24 protein-coding genes, 2 tRNA genes and 1 other RNA gene are annotated in these 24,054 nt (G+C 38.5%); 22 read left to right on the top strand and 5 right to left on the bottom strand.

Annotated features, from left to right (window positions below; genetic code table 11):
- Positions 1 to 122: 122 nt before the first annotated feature.
- Positions 123 to 1,301, top strand: coding sequence for a DNA polymerase IV (locus tag F606_RS0105590; protein WP_019552895.1), 1,179 nt, complete (start codon positions 123 to 125; stop codon positions 1,299 to 1,301).
- Between the two features lie 15 nt (positions 1,302 to 1,316).
- On the opposite strand, the gene ssrS is transcribed toward F606_RS0105590, so the two are convergent.
- Positions 1,317 to 1,496: non-coding RNA, 6S RNA (gene ssrS, locus F606_RS22650), on the bottom strand.
- Positions 1,497 to 1,698: 202 nt separating this feature from the next.
- Between ssrS and F606_RS20670 the strand changes: the two genes are divergently transcribed.
- The gene (locus tag F606_RS20670) at positions 1,699 to 2,304 is read left to right on the top strand and encodes a DUF3846 domain-containing protein (RefSeq protein WP_019552894.1); all 606 of its coding nucleotides are present in this window, start codon (positions 1,699 to 1,701) and stop codon (positions 2,302 to 2,304) included.
- Between the two features lie 3 nt (positions 2,305 to 2,307).
- Here the strand turns inward: F606_RS20670 and F606_RS0105580 are convergent, their stop codons facing one another.
- Complete coding sequence (locus F606_RS0105580) at positions 2,308 to 2,763, bottom strand: DUF441 domain-containing protein (RefSeq protein ID WP_019552893.1); 456 nt, start codon at positions 2,761 to 2,763, stop codon at positions 2,308 to 2,310.
- Between the two features lie 174 nt (positions 2,764 to 2,937).
- Between F606_RS0105580 and F606_RS0105575 the strand changes: the two genes are divergently transcribed.
- From F606_RS0105575 to F606_RS0105525, 11 genes are all read left to right on the top strand, one after another.
- A complete protein-coding gene (locus tag F606_RS0105575) occupies positions 2,938 to 3,252 on the top strand; it encodes a hypothetical protein (protein ID WP_019552892.1) in 315 nt (104 codons plus the stop codon).
- A gap of 113 nt (positions 3,253 to 3,365) precedes the next feature.
- Positions 3,366 to 3,542 (top strand): hypothetical protein, encoded by a 177-nt coding sequence (locus tag F606_RS0105570; protein WP_019552891.1) that lies wholly within the window; start codon positions 3,366 to 3,368, stop codon positions 3,540 to 3,542.
- Positions 3,543 to 3,917: 375 nt separating this feature from the next.
- Positions 3,918 to 5,339, top strand: coding sequence for an amino acid permease (locus F606_RS0105565; RefSeq protein ID WP_019552890.1), 1,422 nt, complete (start codon positions 3,918 to 3,920; stop codon positions 5,337 to 5,339).
- A 478-nt stretch (positions 5,340 to 5,817) separates the two neighbouring features.
- Positions 5,818 to 5,894: transfer RNA gene (locus F606_RS0105560), tRNA-Arg, on the top strand.
- Between the two features lie 125 nt (positions 5,895 to 6,019).
- Positions 6,020 to 6,655 (top strand): TetR/AcrR family transcriptional regulator, encoded by a 636-nt coding sequence (locus tag F606_RS0105555; RefSeq protein WP_019552889.1) that lies wholly within the window; start codon positions 6,020 to 6,022, stop codon positions 6,653 to 6,655.
- Positions 6,656 to 7,004: 349 nt separating this feature from the next.
- Entirely contained in the window at positions 7,005 to 8,186 is a 1,182-nt protein-coding gene (nirJ1, locus tag F606_RS0105550; RefSeq protein ID WP_019552888.1) for a putative heme d1 biosynthesis radical SAM protein NirJ1, read from the top strand.
- Between the two features lie 36 nt (positions 8,187 to 8,222).
- Positions 8,223 to 9,221: a putative heme d1 biosynthesis radical SAM protein NirJ2 gene (nirJ2, locus tag F606_RS0105545; protein WP_019552887.1), complete on the top strand. Its 999-nt coding sequence runs from the start codon at positions 8,223 to 8,225 to the stop codon at positions 9,219 to 9,221.
- 163 nt (positions 9,222 to 9,384) lie between these two features.
- The gene (locus F606_RS0105540) at positions 9,385 to 10,182 is read left to right on the top strand and encodes an HAD family hydrolase (RefSeq protein ID WP_019552886.1); all 798 of its coding nucleotides are present in this window, start codon (positions 9,385 to 9,387) and stop codon (positions 10,180 to 10,182) included.
- 133 nt (positions 10,183 to 10,315) lie between these two features.
- Positions 10,316 to 11,659, top strand: coding sequence for an MATE family efflux transporter (locus tag F606_RS0105535; RefSeq protein WP_019552885.1), 1,344 nt, complete (start codon positions 10,316 to 10,318; stop codon positions 11,657 to 11,659).
- Between the two features lie 98 nt (positions 11,660 to 11,757).
- Positions 11,758 to 12,201 (top strand): MerR family transcriptional regulator, encoded by a 444-nt coding sequence (locus tag F606_RS0105530; RefSeq protein WP_019552884.1) that lies wholly within the window; start codon positions 11,758 to 11,760, stop codon positions 12,199 to 12,201.
- Positions 12,202 to 12,250: 49 nt separating this feature from the next.
- Positions 12,251 to 13,375: a DUF362 domain-containing protein gene (locus tag F606_RS0105525; RefSeq protein WP_019552883.1), complete on the top strand. Its 1,125-nt coding sequence runs from the start codon at positions 12,251 to 12,253 to the stop codon at positions 13,373 to 13,375.
- Positions 13,376 to 13,539: 164 nt separating this feature from the next.
- Here F606_RS0105525 and F606_RS0105520 read toward each other — a convergent pair whose 3' ends face one another.
- On the bottom strand, positions 13,540 to 14,391 hold the full coding sequence (locus F606_RS0105520) for a histidinol-phosphatase (RefSeq protein WP_019552882.1): 852 nt from the start codon (positions 14,389 to 14,391) through the stop codon (positions 13,540 to 13,542).
- Positions 14,392 to 14,768: 377 nt separating this feature from the next.
- On the opposite strand from F606_RS0105520, the gene F606_RS0105515 reads away from it, so the two are divergent.
- Positions 14,769 to 15,086 carry a hypothetical protein gene (locus tag F606_RS0105515; protein ID WP_019552881.1) on the top strand — a complete coding sequence of 106 codons (318 nt, stop codon included), beginning with the start codon at positions 14,769 to 14,771 and terminating at the stop codon, positions 15,084 to 15,086.
- A 117-nt stretch (positions 15,087 to 15,203) separates the two neighbouring features.
- Here F606_RS0105515 and F606_RS0105510 read toward each other — a convergent pair whose 3' ends face one another.
- Complete coding sequence (locus F606_RS0105510; RefSeq protein WP_019552880.1) at positions 15,204 to 15,770, bottom strand: hypothetical protein; 567 nt, start codon at positions 15,768 to 15,770, stop codon at positions 15,204 to 15,206.
- Positions 15,771 to 15,972: 202 nt separating this feature from the next.
- Here F606_RS0105510 and F606_RS20665 point away from each other — a divergent pair, with 202 nt between their 5' ends.
- The 6 genes from F606_RS20665 to hydF all read left to right on the top strand — a co-directional run bounded on the left by F606_RS20665 (position 15,973) and on the right by hydF (position 22,051).
- Positions 15,973 to 16,767, top strand: a complete 795-nt coding sequence (locus F606_RS20665) for an ABC transporter ATP-binding protein (protein WP_019552879.1) — start codon at positions 15,973 to 15,975, stop codon at positions 16,765 to 16,767.
- A 334-nt stretch (positions 16,768 to 17,101) separates the two neighbouring features.
- Positions 17,102 to 17,473, top strand: coding sequence for an ArsR/SmtB family transcription factor (locus F606_RS0105500; protein ID WP_245542085.1), 372 nt, complete (start codon positions 17,102 to 17,104; stop codon positions 17,471 to 17,473).
- 115 nt (positions 17,474 to 17,588) lie between these two features.
- Entirely contained in the window at positions 17,589 to 18,656 is a 1,068-nt protein-coding gene (gene arsB / locus F606_RS0105495; RefSeq protein ID WP_019552877.1) for an ACR3 family arsenite efflux transporter, read from the top strand.
- 370 nt (positions 18,657 to 19,026) lie between these two features.
- Complete coding sequence (locus tag F606_RS0105490) at positions 19,027 to 19,290, top strand: TM1266 family iron-only hydrogenase system putative regulator (RefSeq protein WP_019552876.1); 264 nt, start codon at positions 19,027 to 19,029, stop codon at positions 19,288 to 19,290.
- 21 nt (positions 19,291 to 19,311) lie between these two features.
- The gene (gene hydG, locus F606_RS0105485) at positions 19,312 to 20,730 is read left to right on the top strand and encodes a [FeFe] hydrogenase H-cluster radical SAM maturase HydG (protein WP_019552875.1); all 1,419 of its coding nucleotides are present in this window, start codon (positions 19,312 to 19,314) and stop codon (positions 20,728 to 20,730) included.
- A 127-nt stretch (positions 20,731 to 20,857) separates the two neighbouring features.
- A complete protein-coding gene (gene hydF, locus F606_RS0105480) occupies positions 20,858 to 22,051 on the top strand; it encodes a [FeFe] hydrogenase H-cluster maturation GTPase HydF (protein ID WP_019552874.1) in 1,194 nt (397 codons plus the stop codon).
- Between the two features lie 59 nt (positions 22,052 to 22,110).
- Here the strand turns inward: hydF and F606_RS22220 are convergent, their stop codons facing one another.
- A complete protein-coding gene (locus F606_RS22220) occupies positions 22,111 to 22,827 on the bottom strand; it encodes a metallophosphoesterase (RefSeq protein ID WP_019552873.1) in 717 nt (238 codons plus the stop codon).
- A 204-nt stretch (positions 22,828 to 23,031) separates the two neighbouring features.
- On the opposite strand from F606_RS22220, the gene F606_RS0105470 reads away from it, so the two are divergent.
- Together F606_RS0105470 and F606_RS0105465 are read left to right on the top strand one after the other, a co-directional pair.
- Positions 23,032 to 23,895 carry a hypothetical protein gene (locus tag F606_RS0105470; protein WP_019552872.1) on the top strand — a complete coding sequence of 288 codons (864 nt, stop codon included), beginning with the start codon at positions 23,032 to 23,034 and terminating at the stop codon, positions 23,893 to 23,895.
- A 48-nt stretch (positions 23,896 to 23,943) separates the two neighbouring features.
- Positions 23,944 to 24,020, top strand: a tRNA-Arg gene (locus tag F606_RS0105465).
- The last annotated feature ends 34 nt before the right edge of the window (positions 24,021 to 24,054 follow it).

The raw sequence follows: 24,054 nt of genomic DNA, 5'->3' as shown, positions 1-24,054 counted from the left end.
ATGGCAGCCTAATAGTCTAGATGTAATTTCTTTAATGCAACGTATATGGCCCTTTGGATACTTGCATCCGTAAGGTTTTTCAAGTAGAATAGAACATATGATTGGCGAAGCGGAGGGGTTTGATGGAACGTTGGATCATGCATGTAGACATGGATGCTTTTTTTGCTTCGATTGAGCAGCGAGACAATGAAGCATATCAAAATCAGCCGGTAATTGTTGGCGGTCTCAGCAATCGGGGGGTTGTGTCAACGGCTTCTTATGAAGCACGCAGTTTTGGCATACATTCGGCGATGCCTATGGTTGAAGCACGGCGCCGCTGCCCACAGGGGATTTTTGTTGCAGGAAATCATAGTTTATATAAAGCGGTATCCAAGCAAATATTTCATATTTTTCAAGAATTTTCCCCACTAGTGGAGCCGTTATCATTGGATGAGGCTTTTTTGGATATTACCGGTATGGAAAAAATCACACTTAATCAGCGAGACTACGCAAAATTGCTAAAAAAACGGATCAAAGATGAACTGGGACTGATTGCTTCCGTCGGTATTGCACCAAATAAATTTTTGGCAAAACTGGCATCGGACTTCGATAAACCCGACGGATTGGTCATCATTGAGCGTGGTCTGGAACAATCTATCTTACGGGATATGCCGATTCGTCGGCTGTGGGGTGTTGGGAAAAAAACAGGTGAAAAATTACAGGCATTGGGTTTTAGAACGATTGGGCAGATTGCCCAGGCTTCGTCGGATGAACTGGCCAAATATTTGGGCAAGACGCTGTCTTATCAATTAATTGAATTGGCCAATGGCCGCGATGAGCGTAAAGTGGAACCGGAGCGTGATATCCAGTCCATTGGCAATGAAATAACCTTTGAACAAGATCTTCTGCAAGCAGCACAAGTTGAAAAACAATTTTTGGCGCTTGCGGAAAAAGTAGGATGGCGTCTGCGATTGTCGGGAGTTAAAGCCAGAACTTTAACGATTAAAATTCGTTTTGCTTCATTTCAAACCATTACCCGCAGTCAATCTTTGCTTGAACCAACCAATTTTGATGAAGTGATTTATCAGATGGCGGTGAATCTATATCGACAAGTTAAAGTTAAAGAAAGTATTCGGCTGCTCGGTATTACGGGGAGTAATCTGTCGTTACATGAAGAAGAGTCACTCTTTCAGGAAGATCAAAAAAAGAAAGCACTATATCACATGATGGATGATTTAAAAGCTCGCTTTGGTGAAAATATCATTACGAAAGCCAATTTGATTCAGAAACCGCATAACGAAAAGGACCTACCCAAAGGGTAGGTCCTTTCTAAAAAAATTGCGCCCGCAATGCCGTTACCTCTTTATGTCTAAGACCTGCGGCTCAGCAGGTGGGTATCTTAAGTCGTGATTCTGCTATTCGCTACGAGACGATCCAGCATCCACAAAACAAATCAGATTCCCAATAAATAAAAGTAGGTTAGACATATCAAAGGTTTGCGTGCATCTCAGGCAAATCAATCTTTCTGAGGTAATGATAACATAAATAAAGCCGGTGTGCAACCCTGAAAAAAGTATGTTTAAGGACAATATTTCCAATATTCACGCAAATTCGAGAGCAAATGTAAAATGAATCGAGGTTATTCCGGTTTGCAACAAAGGAACTTTTGTGCTTTTTGGCGAATAATACTGAAATTAGGACATGAGAAGGAGATAGGCAATGGAAGAATTGAAAAATGTAATACATGCGATTTTAGTCAAACCGGGTCAGCAGCCGGAGATAGCTGAAATTCCGACAGGCCCTGATCAGCAGGACACTATTTGTGACTTGGTGGACGGAAATTTTGGGGCAACCGAATTTTTTGATGTGGGAAATGGGGCGTCCTTATTTATTGTGACAAATGATTTAAGTGTGCCATTGGGGCTTGCTCCTAATCGTCATTTCCCAGAGCCGGATCAGGCAGAGATTATTTTTGGCAATTGTTTATTTATTGCTGTTTATAATGAAAAAAGTGGTAAAGAAGGCATTGTGGATATGCCGGAACATGTATGCCAGATGTTTATAGAACAGATCAAGAGCAGCTTTAAACCATGTCAGGGAGATGAAAAACCAAGTTCCAAAGGTGAAATTTATATAGAAAATGAAGGCACATCAGAAGAACGGGCCTATAAGTGGGTAGAAATAGAAAAACCTACCAAAGTGGACAGGTTTTTACAAGCTGGGCGAGCGAAACTGATTCAAAATGAGGAATATGAAGTAATTGAAATACATGGTCGATATTTTCGCCAAGTTACCATAACAACAGAAAAAAAAACGTTGCAGTAAATTTTATTTGAAATAAGTCAGGATATTCATAACCATATAGACAATACCACCGGCAATCAAAGGCCCGACGGTGATTCCTTTAAAGAAAAATACGCCGATCATGGTACCGATAATTAACGAACTTACGACTTCCGGGGAACTTTTTAAAAGCTGAATACCCATTCCGCCGGAAGCTGCGGCAAGAATACCAGCAATGATGGCCGTGATGCCAAGCGGGGATTTGAAAGAGTTTATCATGATTTGGATTGTGATTTCACCAGTCGCTACTGGAATTAGGATTGCTATTGTCAAAAGTATAATGCCCCAATTAAGACCATTGGTCTGAAGCAGTGACATTATAGAAGTAAGCCCAAGCACCTTGATAACCAAAATAATTCCAGCGGCATACGCAACCGATAAGTTGTGACCAACCAGACTGAGAATCAAAATTGCTGCGATCGCAATATATTCAGAATACATAAGAAAATCATCCTTTATTTGTGTTTTGCAGATAATTATATAATGATTCATCACAATAGGCAAATCTTGCCTTTCGACAATCACACAAATCTAGGCTTTCGAAAATAAGACAAGACAAATTGAAATTTACAGATTATAATATATAAGAGATTTTTATACGAGGGAGACCTGCATATGGAAAATATATATCGTGTAGCTGTTCATTATCTAAATGATATTGGATATGTGGAATATGTAATTAATACAAAAGCAGCAAACGTCTTTTTAAAGACATTAGATAAGAAAGCGGCCGTAGAAAACTATTTGGCCAATGAACATGAAATCCAAGTACCGCATGCGACACTTAGAGATTTTACGACAGAAAAAATTCAGCCGCTTGCGAGTCTGGAATCATTTAAATTAGCTATGACACGCGTTTGGGGCGAAACGGATGTCTACGTTGACTGGAGCCGTCCGATTGACTACGTACTGGATGGTATGGATAAGTAAAATGTGAAAGAGGCGTGCAGCTGTAGTTGTACGCCTTTTTCTTATTTTTATAGAATCGGTCTTTAAATTTATGTAAGCCATGAAAAAATAGGTTTTGCAGGATGGAGAAAAAAATGCAGCAAACGAAAAATTCACGGGCAATTTGTTCAAACTGTAAATACTTCTATATTACGTGGGATCGTGCATTGCCGTATGGTTGTAAAGCAATGGGGTTTAAAAGCAAAACGATGCCATATATGGTAACGAGGCAGATTTCGCAGACAGATTGTCAGTCTTATGAAGTTAAGTAAGTAAAGCTAAAAGAGAAGTAAAAGAAATAATGCATGTTTTTACGGGCGGTTTTGTTAAAAACCGCTCGCTTTTTTTGTACGTTGTTATTTCTGCATAACAAAATATGTAGTATTTTGTTAGATTTTTACGATTCAATACACCGAACTTATTTTTCATGGAAACATTTGTACTTTTTTTCTTTGAAATGGATTTAACAATTTACTAATCAAAAAAATTGTCGTAAAATATAAATCATGTTGCGATAACGGAGCTATGTTTTTCCTAGACGTACAAAACGGGGTTCGGGATTATGCTATGATGATAAACTTGTCATCATGCTCGCTGTATCAAAGAAGCGTTTATTGAGAAGAATTTAGAAAAAAAGAGGTTATTTCATGAAACAACAGCAAGAACCTGATATTCTGCATGAAGGACTGCAGCGCGGCTTGAAAGAGCGGCATGTTCAACTCATCGGAATTGGCGGCGCTATCGGCGTCGGGCTTTTTCTCGGCTCAGCATCAGCCATCAAGGCAGCGGGGCCATCGATCGTTCTAGCCTATGGGCTTGGCGGTATTTTTATATATTTCATTCTCCGGGCATTAGGAGAACTTACCGTAGAACAGCCGATTTCCGGCTCTTTTACGGCTTATGCATATCAATTCATTGGGCCTTTGGCAGGTTACCTTACCGGCTGGTCATACTGGCTCTTTTGGGCGCTCGTATGTATGTTGGAGACAACAGCTACAGGAATTTATGTACAGTTTTGGTGGCCGGATATGCCACAATGGATCGCAGCGTTGGCTTGTACGGTTTTTCTTACGGTGGCGAATCTCGCTTCAGTAAAAGTGTTTGGCGAATTTGAATTTTGGTTTGCTTTGATTAAGGTTATTGCAATTATTGCCATGATTTTCTTCGGATCGGCCATGATTTTTTTTGGCATAGGAAATAGTGGTATCGCAATCGGATTTTCCAACCTTTGGATTCATGGCGGAATTTTTCCAAATGGCATATCAGGATTCATTACATCCTTAGTTATGGTGGCATTTGCTTTTTTAGGGATGGAACTCATCGGCGTTACAGCCGGTGAAGCGGAAAATCCAGATAAAACAATTCCATCAGCGATTAATAAAGTATTTTATCGTGTGCTTATTTTTTATGTGGGTTCCCTGTTGGTCATCTTATCGGTTTATCCATGGGAGGATATTGGTACGATGGGAAGTCCGTTTGTTTTGATCTTTGATCATTTGGGTATTCCGGCGGCAGCGGGAATCATCAATTTTGTCGTTATTACGGCTTCCTTATCCACGGGAAACAGTGGTATCTATGTAACGGGTCGTACCCTTCATAGTTTGGCACTGCAGGGCAAAGCCCCTAAGTATTTTGTTAAACTCAGTAAATCTGCAGTGCCGCACCGTGGTATTTTAGCATCGGTAGGTATGATGGTGATTAGTGTTATTCTCAATTATTTTGTTCCAGAAGCAATTTTTAATTATCTTATGAGTGTTATTACATTCATTGGACTGTATGTATGGTTTATTATCCTTTGGTCGCAGCATAGTTATCGCAAAAAATTAAGCGCTGCTGAGGTGTCAAAGCTTAAATTTCCGATGCCGGGTTATCCTTATACGAATTGGCTGACGATGATATTTTTGGGATTTGTAGTCTTTGCAATGGCTATCGACGATGCACATCGTATATCTTTGTTTGTCGGCCCTGTCTGGCTGCTCATTCTGACCGTCATTTATTACAAAGCCGGGTTTAATAAAGTAGATGCGGTAGATGAGGGTTCTTTGAAGGCACAAATTGATCAGGATTGAAAAATGCTGTCGCATGAACGATATAAATTTATCGTTGGCGGCAGCCTTCTTTTTGCAGTTATCCACAATTTTATCCACAAAACGACTGTTCTTGTGGATAACTATTGGATATAAGCCGTTAAATCAGGAGATTTTATTTTATGATTGTGGATAAAATTTTGGATAATAATGGAGTAAACAAGTTTTTAAAATATTTTTACTCAACAAAATAAGACTTATCCACAATTTTATCCACAAAAAAAACAAAAAAGTGGATAAGTAAGCAGAAATAGCAAAAATATGTGGATAAATAAGCTGACTATGTGTATAAGTTTTAACTTTTAAGGCTAGAGCGGAATTTTTATTCACAAATTCTGTGTATAAAATGTGTATAAATAGTAAACACTACATTTTTAACAATATTTTGCAAAAGAGATTTGACAAATGAAATTATAAATGGTATTATAATATTCGTTGGTTGTGAGAACAACTTAAACATGACTCTGTAGCTCAGCTGGATAGAGTATTTGACTACGAATCAAAGGGTCGCAGGTTCGACTCCTGCCAGGGTCACCATATCGAAATTAAAAACTCCGAAGTTGTTTCGGAGTTTTTTTGTATAAAAAAATACGTGAAGATAAAAGCATTTTCATATATAATAAATAGTAAGTATCGTTATTGTTGCTAAAGGGGGCTAAGTTTTGGCAGAAATCAATCGTAGAGAACGGAAAAAAATATTTTCGCAGAAGGCCATTGTAGAGTCCGCTGTAAAATTATTTGCGCAAAAGGGCTATCAGGAAACAACGGTAGCGGATATTATGAGTGAAGCAGATTTAGGTATTGGCACTTTTTATAACTATTTCCAGTCTAAAGAAGACATTTTGAAGCATTTGCTATTTCAGATTATAGTAGAAACAAATGATAAATTTGAAGAGTTGCAAAAAGAATCTCGCTTGGCGGGAGAGACACTGCGTGAGATGTTTTTGTTTACAGCTGAAATCTTAGATAGCAAACGGTTTGTGTTACCGCTGTTTTTAAGTGCTGCTCATAAAGGCGGATTCAAAGACCATAGTATGGAACCATCGAAAGATATGAGCGAGACAGAAAGACCAGCCAGTATGCCAAAAAAAATGACATTTAAACATATATTTGATCAGATTATTAAAGCTGGTCAGGCGAGCGGCGAGTTTCGGCAGGACATTCCAGCGGAGATTATTACGGAGATGTTTCATTCGGTTTTTCAAGCAGCATCTTTTAGCAGTATTCAGATTAGTTTTCTAGCCAATATTCGTTATAAATTAATTTTGATTATGGATGGAATTATTTTGAAAAAATAAGATCCTTATTTTACTGCTTCCATTCCAAAGGGATATAGCATCCAAACCAAGTGGATGTTATATCCCTTTGTTGATTTGCTAAAAATAAAATGAAAACTTTATGATAAATTACAAATTCATTTATTGACCAAACTATCAATAACTGTTATGATAAAAATAATGAATGCGATTCAGTTTTGAGGATGATTCTCTTTTAGCAAAGAAGTTGTTCACAGCTGTAATTTATAAAGTTTTGGCATAAAACAAGGTTTATATTTTATTTTTCAATTGTGTATAATGAAAAATTATGTTGTGAAAGAGATTTTATAAGTTATGTATATCAAAATACGATGTATAGGTGAGTGGGAAAATGATTAGTGTTACGAAATTATTATTTGGAACGGAATATTTTGGGGATTCACTGCGTTATACGAAAGGCGCAAATACAGCTCGAAATGGTGTACATGCAGGCGTTGGTCCAGTCGTTGTTTGGAATTCAACACGAACCTGTAATTTAAGCTGCCGTCATTGTTATATGAGTTCCGATGCGAAATTGTATAAAGATGAATTATCGACAGAAGAAGCGAAACAGTTTATTGACGATTTGGCTGATTTTAAAGTACCAGTTATCTTATTTTCAGGCGGAGAACCTTTGATTCGTCCTGATTTTTTTGAGTTGGCTGAATATGCAGAGAAAAAAGGCATCCGCCCGACATTGTCGACGAATGGAACTTTAATAACACGGGAAGTAGCGCAGAAGATTAAAGATATCGGTGTCGGTTATGTAGGTATATCTTTGGATGGGCTGCGTGATGTGAATGATAAGTTCCGTGGTAAAGAAGGCGCTTTTGATGCAGCCATGCAGGGGATTAAAAACTGTGTAGCTGTGGATCAGCGCGTAGGACTTCGTTTCACAATTAATCATCATAACATACAGGAACTGGAACGTATTTTTGATTTTATTGAAGCGGAAAATATAAATCGGGTTTGTTTTTATCATCTTGTTTATTCGGGTCGCGGTAATCAGATGATGGATGAAGATGTGACGGCAGAAGAGTCTCGCAAAGCGATGGATATCATCATTCGCCGTACGAAAGATTTTGAAGCGCGTGGTTTGAAAAAAGAAATTTTAACAGTAGATAACCATTGTGATGGTATATATATGTATTTGCAAGCTATTGCTGAAGGCGATATTGTAGTGGCGAAGCAGATTGAAAAATACATTTCGATGAACGGTGGTAATCGCTCTGGTATTGCTTTTGGGGAAGTTGATCCAATGGGTTATGTTCATCCAGATCAATTTACGCAGCATCATACGTTTGGCAATGTGCGGAATCGCAAATTTGGTGATATTTGGTCGGATGTATCCAATGAAATTATGGCGGGACTTAAAGACCGTAAACCACTGTTAAAGGGGCGTTGCAGTAAGTGTAAATATTTGGCTAATTGCAATGGGAATTTTCGAACTCGCGCTGAAGCAAGAACCGGTGATTTTTGGGAATCCGATCCGTCTTGTTATTTAACCGACCAAGAAATTGGTCTTACGAAATAAATTTGACTATGTTTTGGAGAGCGAGGAGAATAGATTATGATTATTTCCTGGAATACAACAAATGCTTGTAATATGTATTGTGATCATTGTTATCGTGATGCAGGCTGTAAGGCAGAAGAAGAACTGAATACCAGTGAAGCAAAGACACTTTTGGATCAGATCGCCAAAGCCGGTTTTAAAATTATGATTTTTAGTGGTGGTGAACCGTTGCTGCGTACGGATATTGTTGAACTCGTGGCGCATGCAAAATCATTGGGGCTTCGCTCTGTATTTGGTACGAATGGAACTCTGCTTACGGTTGAGCTGGCACAAAAGTTAAAAGATGCCGGAGCGATGGGGATGGGGATATCGTTAGATTCCCTCGATAAAGACAAACATAATACGTTCCGTAAATTTCCGAACGCTTGGGAAGGTGCAGTCCAAGGCATGCGTAATTGCCGTCAGGTAGGTCTGCCGTTTCAGATACATACAACGGTTATGGATTGGAATCAGCATGAACTCGAAGCCATGACTGATTTTGCTGTAGCCGAAGGCGCCGTCGCTCATCATTTTTTCTTTTTGGTACCAACGGGACGTGCGAAAACGATTGAAGCAGAATCCTTGCGGGCACATGATTATGAAGATGTGCTGACACGGATTATGAATAAACAAAAAGAAGTGAAGATTGAGCTTAAACCGACTTGTGCACCACAGTTTATGCGTATTGCGAAACAAATGGGGATGGATCTCCGTTTCAAACGCGGTTGTTTGGCAGGGACGTCGTATTGCATTATTAGTCCTCGTGGCAAAGTTCAGCCGTGTGCGTATCTCAACATACCGCTTGGCGATGTCAGAGAAACTCCGTTTGATGAAATTTGGGAAAATAATGTTGTCCTTAAAGAGCTGCGGACGCTTCAATATAAAGGTGGCTGCGGGTCTTGTGAATATAAAGTGGCTTGCGGCGGCTGTCGTGCCAGAGCGGCTTATTACCATGAAGGTGATTACATGGCAGAAGAGCCATGGTGTCTATATCATGGTCGTACAGGTCAGGTTTAACTGAGAAACGGGAATCGATCAACCACCTTAATGGCTGATTTATTCCCGTTTTGTCGTCTTTTCAATTGAGTGTGAATCGAGAATCTGTTATAATTAGAAACGCAGATGAATAATAGAACGGAAAAGGGCGTACGAACAAGCGTGTCCCTTGTGAGGAGCAATCATGATAAAATTAATTATGACAGATATGGATGGAACATTGCTTGATGAAAATGGGAAATTGCCAGATGAATTTGACGAAGTAATGGAAATGATTAAAGAAAGAAAAATTCTTTTTGCCCCAGCTAGTGGTCGGCAGTATTATGCTTTACTTAGTCAATTTGAAAAATATAAAGATGAATTTATATTCTTTGCAGAAAATGGTACGTATGTTGCTCATCGAGAAATTGAATTGTTTTCCAGTGTTATGCCAAATGCAACGGTTAAAAATTTATTGAGGATTGCCAAAACAATCCCGCAGTCGTATCCAGTTGTTTGTGGTAAAAAAGGTGCTTATGTTACAGCAGACTATGAACCTTTTATGGCTGAACTTGAAAAATATTATACGAAATTTCAGATTGTGAAAGATTTTTCACAGATTCAAGATGAAGTCATCAAAGTATCCTTCTGTGATTTCAGTGAACAAGGTTCTGAATTTAATACCTATCCGCACTTTTCTGAGTATAGGGAGCAATTACAAATTGCGGTGAGCAGCGATTTATGGGTGGATGTAATGAACTATGGAATTAATAAAGGAATTGCAATTCAGCAAGTCCAGAAAATGTTGGGGATCTCACCAAAGGAATGTGCAGCTTTTGGAGATTACCTGAATGATCTTGAAATGATGTCTTCGGTATATTATAGTTTTGCGATGGACAATGCGCATCCGCAAATTAAGGAAGTAGCCAATTTTGCGGCGAAAAGCAATCGAGATCATGGCGTTATGCTGGGGATTAAAGAACTTTTGGAAAAGGGTATTTAGCAGCAGGGAAAATTCATAGAAAGAATCGTTTAAAATGTATGAGGGGTACGAGTTCACCGGGAACTTGCACCCCTCATACATTTTAAACAAACCCTGCAGCTCTATTTATAGGGAGTTTTAGGAGGAGGTTTATATGCAGATGAATTTAAATAAGCAGTCCATTGTTAAAATGAGCTGGCCTATTTTTATTGAAGTATTTTTACAGTTAATGGTAGGGAATATTGATCAATTTATGATCAGCCAATATTCACAACCATCTGTAGCTGCTGTTGGCAATGGTAATCAGATCATGAATGTCATTATTATTTTATTGACGGTAATGTGTATGGCAACTACCATTTTATTAACGCAGTATTTAGGTTCGAAAAATCATAAGAAAATTTCAGAAATATTTACGGTATCGTTAGTGATGAATGGTGTTTTTGGTTTAGTCGCAAGTATTTTACTCATTACATTTCAGGAACCGATGTTTCATTGGCTGCAGGTACCGGAATCAATTATGCCCGAAACAAGTACTTTTTTTACAATTTACGCCGGTGGTATCGTTTTTCAAGCGTTGTATTTTTCATTTATAGCATGTTTTCGCAGTTATTCTTTAATGAAAACGACGATGATTGTTTCGAGTATTATGAATATCTTTAATATTTGCGGCAATTATTTATTGATATATGGTTTTGGCAGTGTCCCAGCTTTAGGTGTTATGGGGGTTGCTATTTCGACCAACATCAGTAAAGTTTTGGGTTTAATCATCATCTATTATTTGTTCCGAAAAAATTTGGACGTGGAAATTTCTTGGAAATATTTAAAGCCCTTTCCTTGGGAGTCGATCAAAAAAATCCTCAGTATTGGCATTCCGACGGGTGGAGAAGCTTTATCGTATCAATTGTCACAGACCACCATCATGAAAATGGTCAATGTTTTTGGGTTAGTGGTTATCAATACCAAGGTATATGTCTATATCTTATTGATGTTTGCCTATGTATACTCTTTGGCAATTTCAGCGGCAATGCAAGTGGTCGTTGGTTATCTGATTGGAGCCGGGAAATATGATGAGGTTAAACAGCGTGTTTGGTATACGGTGCGGATTGCAGTGACGATTGCTGTAGGTATGATTATTATCTTATATTTTTCCAGTGATTATGTACTGGGAATTTTCACGAAAGATCCAGAAATATTAGCACTAGGTAAGCAGATTCTCTTTGTCGATATTTTTCTGGAAATTGGACGTTCAATTAACATCACGATGGTCCGGGCACTCCAGGCAACTGGTGATATAAAAATGCCAGTGGTTGTGGGGATCATTAGCATGTGGAGTACGGCTGTTGGTCTTGCCTATTTCTTTGGTATTGTCATGGGGATGGGGCTGGTCGGAATCTGGATCGGCATGGCAGCCGATGAATGTGTACGAGCCGTTATTTTTGTTTATCGCTGGCATAGTGGAGCCTGGAAAAATAAAAAAATAATGGGGACGGTTTGATTCTTATTTTTATATAGAGTACAATAGAAAAAAAGCTTGACTTAGAGTTAACTCTAATCTGTATAATTTAGATAGTAAACTATAAGGAGGCATGCATTGTGGGGTGTACTATTTCTGAAGCTGCGAAAAGAAGTGGTTTGACAGCGTATACACTGCGTTATTATGACAAAGAAGGACTCTTGCCTTTTGTTGATCGTACTTCAGCCGGAAATCGTGATTTTAAAGAAAGTGATTTTGAATGGTTGAATCTTATTACATGTTTGAAACGGACAGGAATGCCTGTGAAAAATATTCGCGAATTTATCAATTGGTGTAGAGAAGGCGATGCTACTTTGCAGCAACGACTTACAATGTTTTTACGTCATCAAAAGGAAGTTCAGGAACAAATGTCGGAACTTCAAGACTGCATGGAAAAAATCAACCATAAGATCTGGTATTATACAAAGGCGGTAGAAGCTGGTACGGAAGCGGTCCATAACAAGGATACTTGCGAAACTGCGGCTTCCACCACAACTAAATTTATCACTGCGAATGTTTCGTAAATCCTTCGCGTTTTAAAATTCGACTAAAACACATTCAAAGGAGAAAATAATGGAAAAATCAAATGTATATTTTACAAATATGAGAGCTGCATCAGGTATGAATTTATTACAAAAATTGGATAAGTTAATCAAGAAAGCCGGTATTGAGCAAATCGACTTTAAGCAAAAATTCACAGCCATTAAAATTCATTTTGGTGAACCGGGTAATTTATCGTATTTAAGGCCGAATTATGCTAAAGTTGTGGTTGATGCGGTCAAAAATTTGGGCGGTAAAGTTTTCCTGACGGACTGTAATACTCTTTATGTGGGACGACGTAAAGATGCGCTGGAACATATGGATGCTGCATATGAAAATGGCTTTAATCCGTTTACTACAGGCTGTCAGATCATTATCGCCGACGGACTAAAAGGTACGGATGAAGCCTATGTACCAGTGCCAAATGGTCAATATATCAAAGAAGCTAAAATAGGTACAGCTCTGATGGATGCGGACATCATTATTACACTGTCTCATTTTAAAGGTCACGAACTAACTGGCTTTGGCGGGGCAATTAAAAATATCGGTATGGGTGGCGGATCTCGTGCTGGAAAAATGGAAATGCACAGTGATGGTAAACCGAAAGTGATTGAAAAACGTTGTGTGGGCTGTGGTGCGTGCCGTAAAATATGCGCCCATGATGCACCTGTTATTACAAATAAAAAAGCAAAAATCGATTTGGACAAATGCGTTGGCTGCGGCCGTTGTATTGGAGCCTGTCATTTTAATGCGATTACACCAGCGTGGGATGCTTCATGTGATATGGTAAATAAAAAAATGGCAGAATATGCTGCTGCTATTTTGCATGGCAGGCCACATTTTCATATCAGTTTAATTGTCGATGTATCACCGTTTTGCGATTGTCATGCAGAAAATGATGCAGCTGTTGTACCAAATATCGGCATGGCGGCTTCTTTTGATCCGGTTGCACTCGACGAAGCTTGTGCGGATCTTGTAAATGCTGCGCCTGTGCTCGGTCGGTCTTTACTGGAAGAACAGATTCAGCAAAATCCTGAAGAAGCAAAAAAACATGATCATTTTCATAATATAAGTCCGAATACAAATTGGACGGTTTGTCTTGATCATGCCGAAAAAATTGGTTTGGGAACGAGAAAATATACATTGATTGAAATCTGATCGAGATGTAATTCATATATATAGAATGCATTTGGCAATCGTCAGGAACGGGGTACCCTATATCCCATTTCTGGCAGACTGATAGGTTGGATATAATGTATTTAATTGTAGTATATAGACAAAAATACCGTAGCAGCAAATTATTTTGCCACTGCGGTATTTTTTTAATCGAATTTTATGCTGGTTCGCTGTCTCTGTGTAAATTGTAAACAAGAATCATATCCATACTGCTTGGCATAGACAATTGCATCCTCAATGTAGCGTCCGCAGTCTTCTGGCTTATGTGCATCTGACGACGTGATGATTGGTAAATCATACTCTTTTGCTATTTTGAGAAAATCTGGATAAGGAGAAATTTCAGCAATTGGATAACGATAAAATGTACCCGTATTGATATCAATGGCCATATTTGCTTGACTTAGTGCCAAGGCTACACGTTCTAAGATTGGGGTAACATCAAATTCAGGCAGAAACTTAAAAAGTCGTATATTAAATGGGTGCCCTAATACATCATACAGACCAGAGGCGCATAAGGTTTCAACTTCTTCAGCATACCAGGTGTAGATATCGGACAGCGCATGGTTTTCCCATTCAGCTTTGATGGCAGATGAATCATAAGCCCAGCCGCGTAAAAAATGTACAGAACCGATGATGTAATCAAACGGGTAGCGATCCAGTATGTCCTTTACCTTTGCCTGGTTTTGAAAATTGCAGACTTCAATGCCAGTTTTTACTCGATAGCCTTTCTGTTTCAGTGTATCCATAAATGTGAAATAATCATCGAGACTGTATTTAAACTTATTTTCTTTCAGCCATTTTTGTTGAAAGGAACCAACAAACGAATCATTGAGTATAAGATCTTCATAATATAGATCCTTAAAATCACTAAACCCATGGCTGTGTTCTGAAATCCCGATTTCATCAATGCCACGTGCTGCGGCACTTGTAAAAAATCCCTGAACCCAGTCAAGGTCATAGGATCCATATTCAAAATGCATATGATAATCAAATTTCATTCCTGTTCACTCCTCAAGATGAATTTCTTATAAGAAATATTGTAACATAGAATTCTTTTGCTAGTCATCTAATTTAGGAACGATAGTCCCTTCTTGAAAGATAAACTGTATTAATTATTCCACTTGTTATATATAGTTGTCATATATTATGAATGATCTTCACAATTGTATTGAAAAAGACATAATATCTTCAAAAGTTCTTCACAACATCTTCACACATCTCCTGTAATATATAGAACATAAGCTATCGCAGAGAAGTTGCCGATAAAAAATACGGACGATGCATCAAAACATCGAATGTTGTAGATGATTTTTCGACAGCAGCTTAAAATATAAAAAGATTCCATATACATATGGAAATAAAGGGAGTAAATATAATGAATAAGAATTTAAATAAATTAGTAGTAAGCGGCCTTATGGCAGCAGCAGTTTTTGGTTTAGGCTTTGGCAATCAGGCAGTACAGGCAGCCGCTTCCGATCAGGGAACAATTAGTTTGGCACATGTAATGAGTACAGGCAGCAACCAAAGCAATGCAACAGATCCAATTGATGGACCAAATGCACCAACAAGTGTAGCTCATGTGATGAGTACTGGCAGTAATCAAAGTAATGCCAGCAATGGTTCCGAAGGCGAAAATGCTTCTCTGAGCCCAGCTCATTCCATGAGCCTTGGTAGCAATGATTCCAACGATTGATTTGTCGCTTTACAATAGAATTTCCTCCTCCTATTTCAAATAAACCGACCACTAAACCATGAAACACATAAACGCCTTTGATTCGTTATTCGGATCAAGGGCGTTTATTTTTGCTGCTTAATGCAGTGGGGGCGTTTTTGTTGGCAGTGCGAAGGCTACGTCTTGAACAGCAATTGCTTTTTCCCGCATTTGGGCTGAGGTATATTTTCTCCAGACGTTTTGCACGGACGTCATATATTCATCCTTACTGAATGGCTTGTTCAGCTGTTCTTGTGTAGCGGTCCGCAGCTTCGTTTGGAATTCGTCATTTAATTTGATTGTTCGCATAGCTAATAATACATCAAGACGATTATCTACTAAATAAAGATGAATTTCCGCTTCCTGAGGCTTATTGAAATCAGGTCGCATTGCTGCTTTTTGAAACTTTACACTATAAGGACAGTCGCCCCAATCGTCTTTAAAAATCCCATCAATTTTATAAAGAAAAAAAAGTATATCATTTTCGGCGAACAGAGCAAGTTCCATTTTGCCGGTTCGAAATGCTTCCACCGCAATTATATCTGTTTTATTAAGTTTTAAAATAAACATAAGTCCATTGATATCATATTGAAAAAGACCGCCTTCACCGGGTGTGCTGATGGGCAGCGGGAATTTTTCGCCTACCTGGAAATTTGTATATGACATAGAAAATCCTCCATACTCTTTGAATATATCATGTAATACTATAGCATATATTTTAGATAGACAAAATAGAATATAGAAAAGCTTGAAAAAGAATTGGTTGACAATGATAATGAATATCGATACAATGGGGAATAAGAAGAATAACATCCATTGTACATAGGTATAGTTTAAGATGTTTGAGCGAAAAGGGGATGAGTCAGTGATGATTTTACAAGCAGAAAGATTGCGGTTGCAATATAAAAATTACAGAATATCCGATTATATGGATTTTTCCGTTGAAAAACCGGAAATTATTTCATTGATAGGTGCAGCTGATTCAGAAAAATCCACTTTATTACAAATTTTAGGACGAGTTTTGAAACCTTTGACGGGAGCCGTTTTGTTGGAAACACAAGATATTCGAATCTTGAAACCATGGGAGGCTGCCAAAAAAATTGCTTTTTTAACACAGTCTCCAAAAGTTTCTGAAGATATGACCGTGTATGACTGGATGTTTTATGGACAGCTTAAATATCGCAAACTCCTATTTCGGGAAAATCCAGCGGATGTCGCTGTGGTAGAAGAAGTGCTTGCCTTCGTGAATATCGAAAATCTCGCGATGCTGCGCCTGTCAAAATTAACAGCGGGACAGCGGCAGTGTGTATCCATTGCAATGGCACTTACGCATAAACCGGAGGTCCTTTTAATCGAGGAACCAATTCTTGGCCTTGATATTTATGAACAACTTGAAGTGATGACTTTGCTCAAACGTCTCAAAAATCAGTTAGGACTCACGATTCTAATTACCATGCAGGATCTAAATCAAGCAGCACGTTTTAGTGATCGCCTATTAGCTCTCAAGCAGGGAAATATCATAGCCGATGGTAATGTCAAAGAAGTTTTTACCTTAGAAATACTGCGTCAGTTATATGATATAGACGACAAAACAATGAAACTTCCGCACGATGCGATGAATCAATGTCTCTACTTGCCAGCAGATATTGGTCAGCCCGCTTGATGATTTTATAGTTTACGACGAAATACAAGATAGATAATACGCTTAAATCTCTTGAAAAAGATGTTTCTCAGTGTGACGAGAAACATCTTTTTTTATTGACTCTTTAACATGAAAAGTATATGATTAAAATCGAATATAGTAATATTGTTTTTGTAGTAAAGAAAAAGAAAAATTAATAAAGAATATAAAACAGAGACTACTTTTTAAGGAGTTTATGTTGCTATTGAAATTTTATTGATACGTATGGGTATACTTGGCATAGTATCATATACTGGAGATTGTTCATTTTTCTTGGGGTGGGGAAGATGATGGACAAAAAATATTACATGAAGAGGTGGAAATAGTGGTTATTGTAGAAGTGCTTAAAGCCTTGGCAGATGAAACAAGAATTCGAATTTTGAACGTATTATACAAAGAAACTTTATGCGTGTGTGATTTGGAAGAAATATTAAAACTTAACCAGTCTAATGCTTCAAGGCATTTAACCAAATTAAAAAATGCAAAATTGATTACCGGCACAAAACAAGCACAGTGGGTATACTATCGAGTTAATGAAAAAATACTTGAGGAATATTCATTTGTAAATAAGCTTTTGAAAAAGGAATTGGACAAAATTCCACAATGCCAAAAAGATGTGGCGCGACTGAAAAAGTACAAAGAGAGAGGCGGCAGTTGTGAAAAAATTGTTAGAATTGCTGACAACTAAAAAATACTAAACATATCATTCTTTTTAAATAAAGAGATCATAGTGTGTAGCAGCGAGCAGTTTCTTTTCCTAATACTAATAAAGGATTTTTAAAATTAGAAGGAGGTCTATTTCAATGTCTACAGAAAAACGGTTGGACTTTTTTGAAAGGTATTTAAGCTTATGGGTGGCATTATGTATTGTTATTGGTATTGGTTTTGGCAAGTTATTACCTGGGGTGGTTGATTCACTGAGCAAAATGGAAATCAGTCACGTGAATTTACCTATTGCTGTTTTAATTTGGCTGATGATTTATCCCATGATGTTGAAAATCGATTTTTCAGCCATTCTTAAAGTTGGCGATAGACCGAAAGGACTATTCATCACCTTGTTTGTCAACTGGTTAGTAAAACCATTCAGCATGGCACTACTGGGGTGGTTCTTTTTCAAATATCTTTTTGTTGGTATGATTGGTGAGCAAATGGCCAATGAATATCTAGCTGGCACTATTATTCTAGCTGCGGCACCTTGCACAGCCATGGTATTTGTGTGGAGCTATTTGACGGACGGTGATCCTGCATACACATTGGTGCAGGTAGCTGTCAATGATCTGCTTATGCTGGTTCTATTTGCACCAATTGTTATGCTCTTATTAGGGGTTTCTGACATTGTCGTACCTAAAGATGTATTGTTTATGTCGGTGCTGCTCTATATTGTCATTCCATTAGTTGCGGGTTATGTTACTAGACGGATATTGATTCCATCCCATGGTGAGAAGTGGTTTAATGACACCATATTGATGCCTTTAAAACCAGTAACTATTATTGCTTTGCTAGCAACACTCATTATTATTTTTGCTTTCCAAGGGGAAGTCATTACCAATAATTGGTTTAGTATTATTCTGATTGCCATCCCAATTATTATTCAGGTCTATTTTAATTCCTCGTTAACTTATGGTTTGGCCCGGTATTTTAAAGTACCACATAATATCGCTTCACCAGCGGCCCTCATCGGAGCTAGCAACTTTTTTGAATTAGCGGTTGCGGTTACTATTTCCTTATTCGGTTTGACGTCAGGTGCGACACTGGCTACTGTTGTTGGTGTGCTGGTGGAAGTTCCCGTTATGTTGTCGGTCTGTAGCTTCTGCAACCGGACGCGGCATTGGTTTGACGTTGAGTCTCAATCAATTAAAGAAAAAAGCTAGAAAAAATATTTTTGGTGCGCAAAGTATCGTTGTTATGTACCGCCGTCAATGTCGTATGGAGATTGTACCAAACGATATACGGATAAGGGTTATAAGGTTAAGCAGCTAGCTAAATAAGTATGGTTTTTTCGCTAAAACGGTGCTATACTTATTTTTAATAGCGGGTGCGTTGCTTAGGGATAGATTCTATTACCTGACAACAAACCGAATTTTGGATAAAAGTAATCGTGCTGATTTTCATGAAGGTTCGTCCTGAATGAGAAGGCGAGTTATAGTGACACTTGATTTATTGTCTAAATTTTGGTGTATATACTATTCCTGTGCCTTGGCTGCACAGGATTTTTTTATGTCTGAACGGAGGAGTTCTTATATGGAGGAAACACGTGTGGCACTGATTGGAATTATGGTGGGAAACCGAGATTCTGTTAGTAAAATGAATTCTATTTTAGAAGAATATGGTACATATATTGTGGGGCGTATGGGGATTCCTTACCACAAGCGAAATATTTCGGTTATCAGTATTGTTATGGATGCACCGCAGGACGAAATCAGTGCATTATCAGGCAAACTGGGTATGCTGCCAAATGTAAGTACGAAGACGATTTATGCCAAAATGCCGTCGACTGCGGAATGACACAAAAGGAGAGAGTAAGCTATGTATGATCCAAAATCTGGCGAAGCAACAGAATTTATTGACCACGAAGAAATTTTAGAAACTTTAGACTATGCAAAAGCCAATAAAGGCAATCGTGAATTAATTGAGCAAATCATTGAGAAGGCATCTGCTGGTAAAGGCATCAGTCATCGTGAAGCATCTATTTTATTAGAATGTGACCAGGAAGATCTCAATGAAAAAATGTTTACGCTGGCAAAAAAATTAAAACAAAAACTATACGGCAATCGCATCGTTATGTTTGCGCCGTTATACCTTTCCAACTACTGTGTAAATGGCTGTGTATATTGTCCATATCATCATAAAAACAAAACGATTAGCCGCAAAAAACTGACGCAGGCTGAAATTGAAAAAGAAGTTATTGCTTTGCAGGATATGGGGCATAAACGTCTGGTTATTGAAACAGGCGAAGACCCTGTCAACAATCCGATGGAATATGTACTTGACAGTATTAAAACAATTTATAATATTAAACACAAAAATGGGGCAATTCGCCGAGTAAATATCAATATTGCCGCAACAACGGTAGAAAATTATCGCAAATTGAAAGAAGCACAGATTGGTACCTATATCTTATTTCAGGAAACGTATCATAAAGAAAATTATGAAACACTTCATCCGACTGGTCCGAAACATAATTATGCGTATCATACAGAAGCAATGGATCGGGCGATGGAAGGCGGCATCGACGATGTCGGTATCGGCGTACTTTTTGGTCTCAATATGTATCGTTATGACTTTACCGGTCTTTTGATGCATGCGGAACATCTTGAAGCCAGAATGGGCGTTGGCCCTCATACGATCAGTGTACCGAGGATTCGTCCGGCTGACGATATTGATCCGGCAACATTCACGAATGCAATTGATGACGATGTTTTTGCTAAAATTGTTGCTATTATTCGAATTGCTGTACCATATACAGGGATGATTGTTTCGACCCGTGAATCACAAAAATCTCGTGAACGTGTCTTAGATTTGGGGATTTCACAAATCAGTGGTGCATCTAGTACCAGTGTTGGTGGTTATGATCATAAAGAAGCTGAAGATGACAATTCAGCGCAGTTTGACGTCAACGATACACGTACCCTTGATCAGGTCGTGAACTGGCTACTCGATCTTAATTATATACCAAGCTTTTGTACGGCTTGTTACCGTGAAGGCCGCACGGGTGACCGTTTCATGAAATTGGTAAAATCAGGTCAGATTGCGAACTGCTGCCTGCCAAATGCTTTGATGACGCTCAAAGAATATTTGGAAGATTATGCATCAGAAGATACACAGCGTAAAGGAGAAATCGCCATCAAAGCCCAGATTTCCAATATCCCGAATCCAAAAGTGCGTGTAACCGCACAGGAACATTTGCAGGAACTACATGATGGGAAACGTGATTTCAGATTTTAAACGCATTTTATATACAAAAGAATAAATGACAAAGGGGTCGTTATAAAACATAACACAGTAAAACAATATAGATTGTTTTTACGGCGTCTGTTTTATAGCACCCCTTTATATATTTGGAGGAAAATCTATGAGCTTAACAGATACACCAAGAGCAAATCGCCTTCATATCGGGCTTTTCGGCAAACGTAATAGTGGCAAGTCTTCACTCGTCAATGCTCTTACCAATCAAAATATTGCCCTTGTGTCCGAAGTGGCAGGAACGACAACAGATCCTGTTTATAAATCTATGGAAATATATGGAATTGGTCCATGCGTTTTTATCGATACAGCTGGTTTTGATGATAGTGGAGATCTCGGCACAATGCGTGTCGAAAAAACGAAACTAGCTCGTGAAAAAACCGATATTGCACTTGTCTTATTCAGCGATGTTGATCTTGTCGAAGAACTGCAATGGATTGCTCATTTTAAACATGTGAAAACACCAGTCGTGGCGATTATCAACAAGGCGGATATTCTTGCCGATCGTATTGATGAACTCAAAAAAGTCATTAAGAAAAACAGTGGGCTGGACCCGATTGTTGTCAGTGCAAAAGAAAAACAGGGGATAGCAAAAATCCGGGAAGAAATTATTCGTCTCCTGCCGGAAGATTATGAAATTAAAAGCATTACTGGTGATCTTGCCAAAACTGGCGATACGGTTCTTCTTGTGATGCCGCAGGATATTCAGGCACCAAAAGGCCGCTTGATTTTGCCACAGGTGCAAACCTTACGTGACTTGCTCGATAAAAAATGTCTTGTTATGAGTGCAACAACAGATAAACTCGATGAAGCCTTAGCAGCAATGAAAAATCCGCCTAATCTCATCATTACCGATTCACAAGTCTTTAAAACAGTGTATGATAAAAAGCCGAAAGAAAGTAAATTGACTTCATTTTCGGTACTTTTTGCTAATTATAAAGGGGATATCAAATTTTTCACGGAAAGTGCAAAATCCATTGATTCCTTGACGGAAGCTTCTCATGTATTGATTGCCGAAGCCTGCACGCATGCACCGCTTAAAGAAGATATTGGCCGCGAAAAATTGCCAAGATTGCTGCGTGCCAAAATTGGTGAAAAACTTAATATAACAGTTGTGAGCGGTACAGATTTTCCTGATGATTTATCGGGCTATGATCTTGTAATTCAATGCGGAGCTTGCATGTTCAATCGCAAATATGTCTTATCCCGTGCGGAAAAGGCTCGTTCCCAGAATGTGCCGATGTCCAATTATGGCGTCGTGCTCGCCTATTTGTCCGGTATCTTAGATAAAATTGATTTCTAACTAAAAAAACGAAAACCTCCAGCAATTGAGGTTTTCGTTTTTTTTAGGGCTTAGTTAGGTTATGAACAATAATATTCCTGCAAGGAAGGAAGCTCCAGGCAAGCCAGACGTCCACCAAAGACACAACCACAGTCAATATCAATCTTGTCATGATGAATCGGATCATGCCAGATGAGTGAATCACTGATACGCTTGGGGGCATCCGGTAGATAAAATGTAGGTGTGTGTCCGAAGATGACTGTTTTGCCTACATAAGCCGGGTGCGCGTAAAAATCACGAAGTCCCCAAACAAAATCTTTGGTTGTATTTTCAGCCAGTTCTTTCGCTGGATTGATACCGGCATGAGTAAAAATATAATCATCTATTACAAAATGTGTCGGCATGGCACGGATGTAGAAAAAAAGTTTGGTTAATTTTGTCACCGAAAAATCTTTGATTTCATTCAGCGTTTTTGAACCGCCATTATAGGTGAACCAAATCAAAAGTTCTTCTGGTGGACGTTTTTTCCAGTTCGTATCTGCTAGCATTTTTTGTAGATTTTCTTCCAGCATTTGTTCATGATTGCCTTTCAGGAAAATAGCACCGTTTTTGTGTAAATTCTGACAGAGTTCAAAACTCCCAATATTATCTTCACCGCGGTCTAAAGAATCGCCTGCGATAATCAATAAATCTTGTGAGGGGTCGTATTGAGACTGTTCTAAAACTTTGAGAAAATGTTTTTTTTGCCCGTGGATATCTGAAACTGCCAGAATCCGTCGATATTTTTTTTCGTCCATGAACCAGTCACTCCTTTTCTATATTGTATAGTGCAAAAACTCAGAAAACAATAGACGGGTGAATTTTCCTGTTGATTTTAGCAAGAAAATAATTTTTACGGATTTTTAGAGAAGAAAATGCACTGATATAGTATAATAGAAAAGAGTTCGTAATTTAAATAAGCTGTGATTTTTATTGATCCAGCCAATATGAGGAGAGATGATATGTTGAAACATTCAAAAATCATGCTGTTGTTTTTGCTGTTTACATTTCTTATAGCAAATATCCAGATAGCAAGTGCGGAAACAGAGTGGCAGTGGATTTCATCGGATAGCAAATACAGTAAATATTTTGCACCAGAACGAGTTGTGGTCACCGCGCAAAAAAATAATATCGCAACTCAAATTGAAGCCTGGACCAAAACCGGTTATGATTATGCTGGTGCGGCAGAAACAATTGCGAATTATGGAATTCAAGCTATTATTCCAGATCCAGCAAGACTCAGCTACAGTTTAGCTAGACTTCATATAAATCCACAGGAGCGTACGGTAGAATATGTACAGGAGATTTTTTATGATGTGAATGGGAATGTATTATGGTCGAAAGATACCAGTACACCTATCGTGAAAGAGATAAATTCCCGCTCTTTTGATGAAGATTTTTATTGTCTGATTGTCGATCAGGTATTTAACAAAAATGAAACCAAGCAGAGCAAAGCAAGTGACCGCTGGTTAACCTTATGGAAATCCGATGCAGCAGATGGTTCCACTGTATGCTGGGCGGATACTACCACAATCCGTGTGCGCGGTAATACGGCAACCCTTTGGGTATGGGAAGAACGTAATACGAGTGGCAAAGTGACGGAAATAAAATTCCGTAAAAAAGTCTACAATTTAACCAACGAAACAAGCAAAGTTGTGACCTATAATTACTGGAATGAAACCAAAGGCTGGATTGTTGAAACGGACGGAATCGATGGCAGATTTAATTCCATTGTACCTGATAGTAACGAAGATGTTGGCATAAAAGAACTAAAAAAATACATCGTATCCCATAAAGACTGGGTTTCACGCTACAGTGTAGAATAGAGAAATTTTGACAAAGAATCATTGCTTTGTTATACTATATCTTAGTGTGTGGTTGTAGCTCAGACGGATAGAGCGGTTGCCTCCTAAGCAATAGGTCGAGGGTTCGACTCCCCCCAATCACACCAAATGAAATCAATGCCTCCCAGAGATGGGGGGCTT

Origin of the sequence: Propionispira raffinosivorans DSM 20765, from assembly GCF_000381065.1 — a bacterium.
GTDB lineage: Bacteria > Bacillota > Negativicutes > Selenomonadales > Selenomonadaceae > Propionispira > Propionispira raffinosivorans.
The sequence above is the reverse complement of the archived record's forward strand: the minus strand, read 5'-3'. Positions and strand labels throughout refer to the sequence as shown.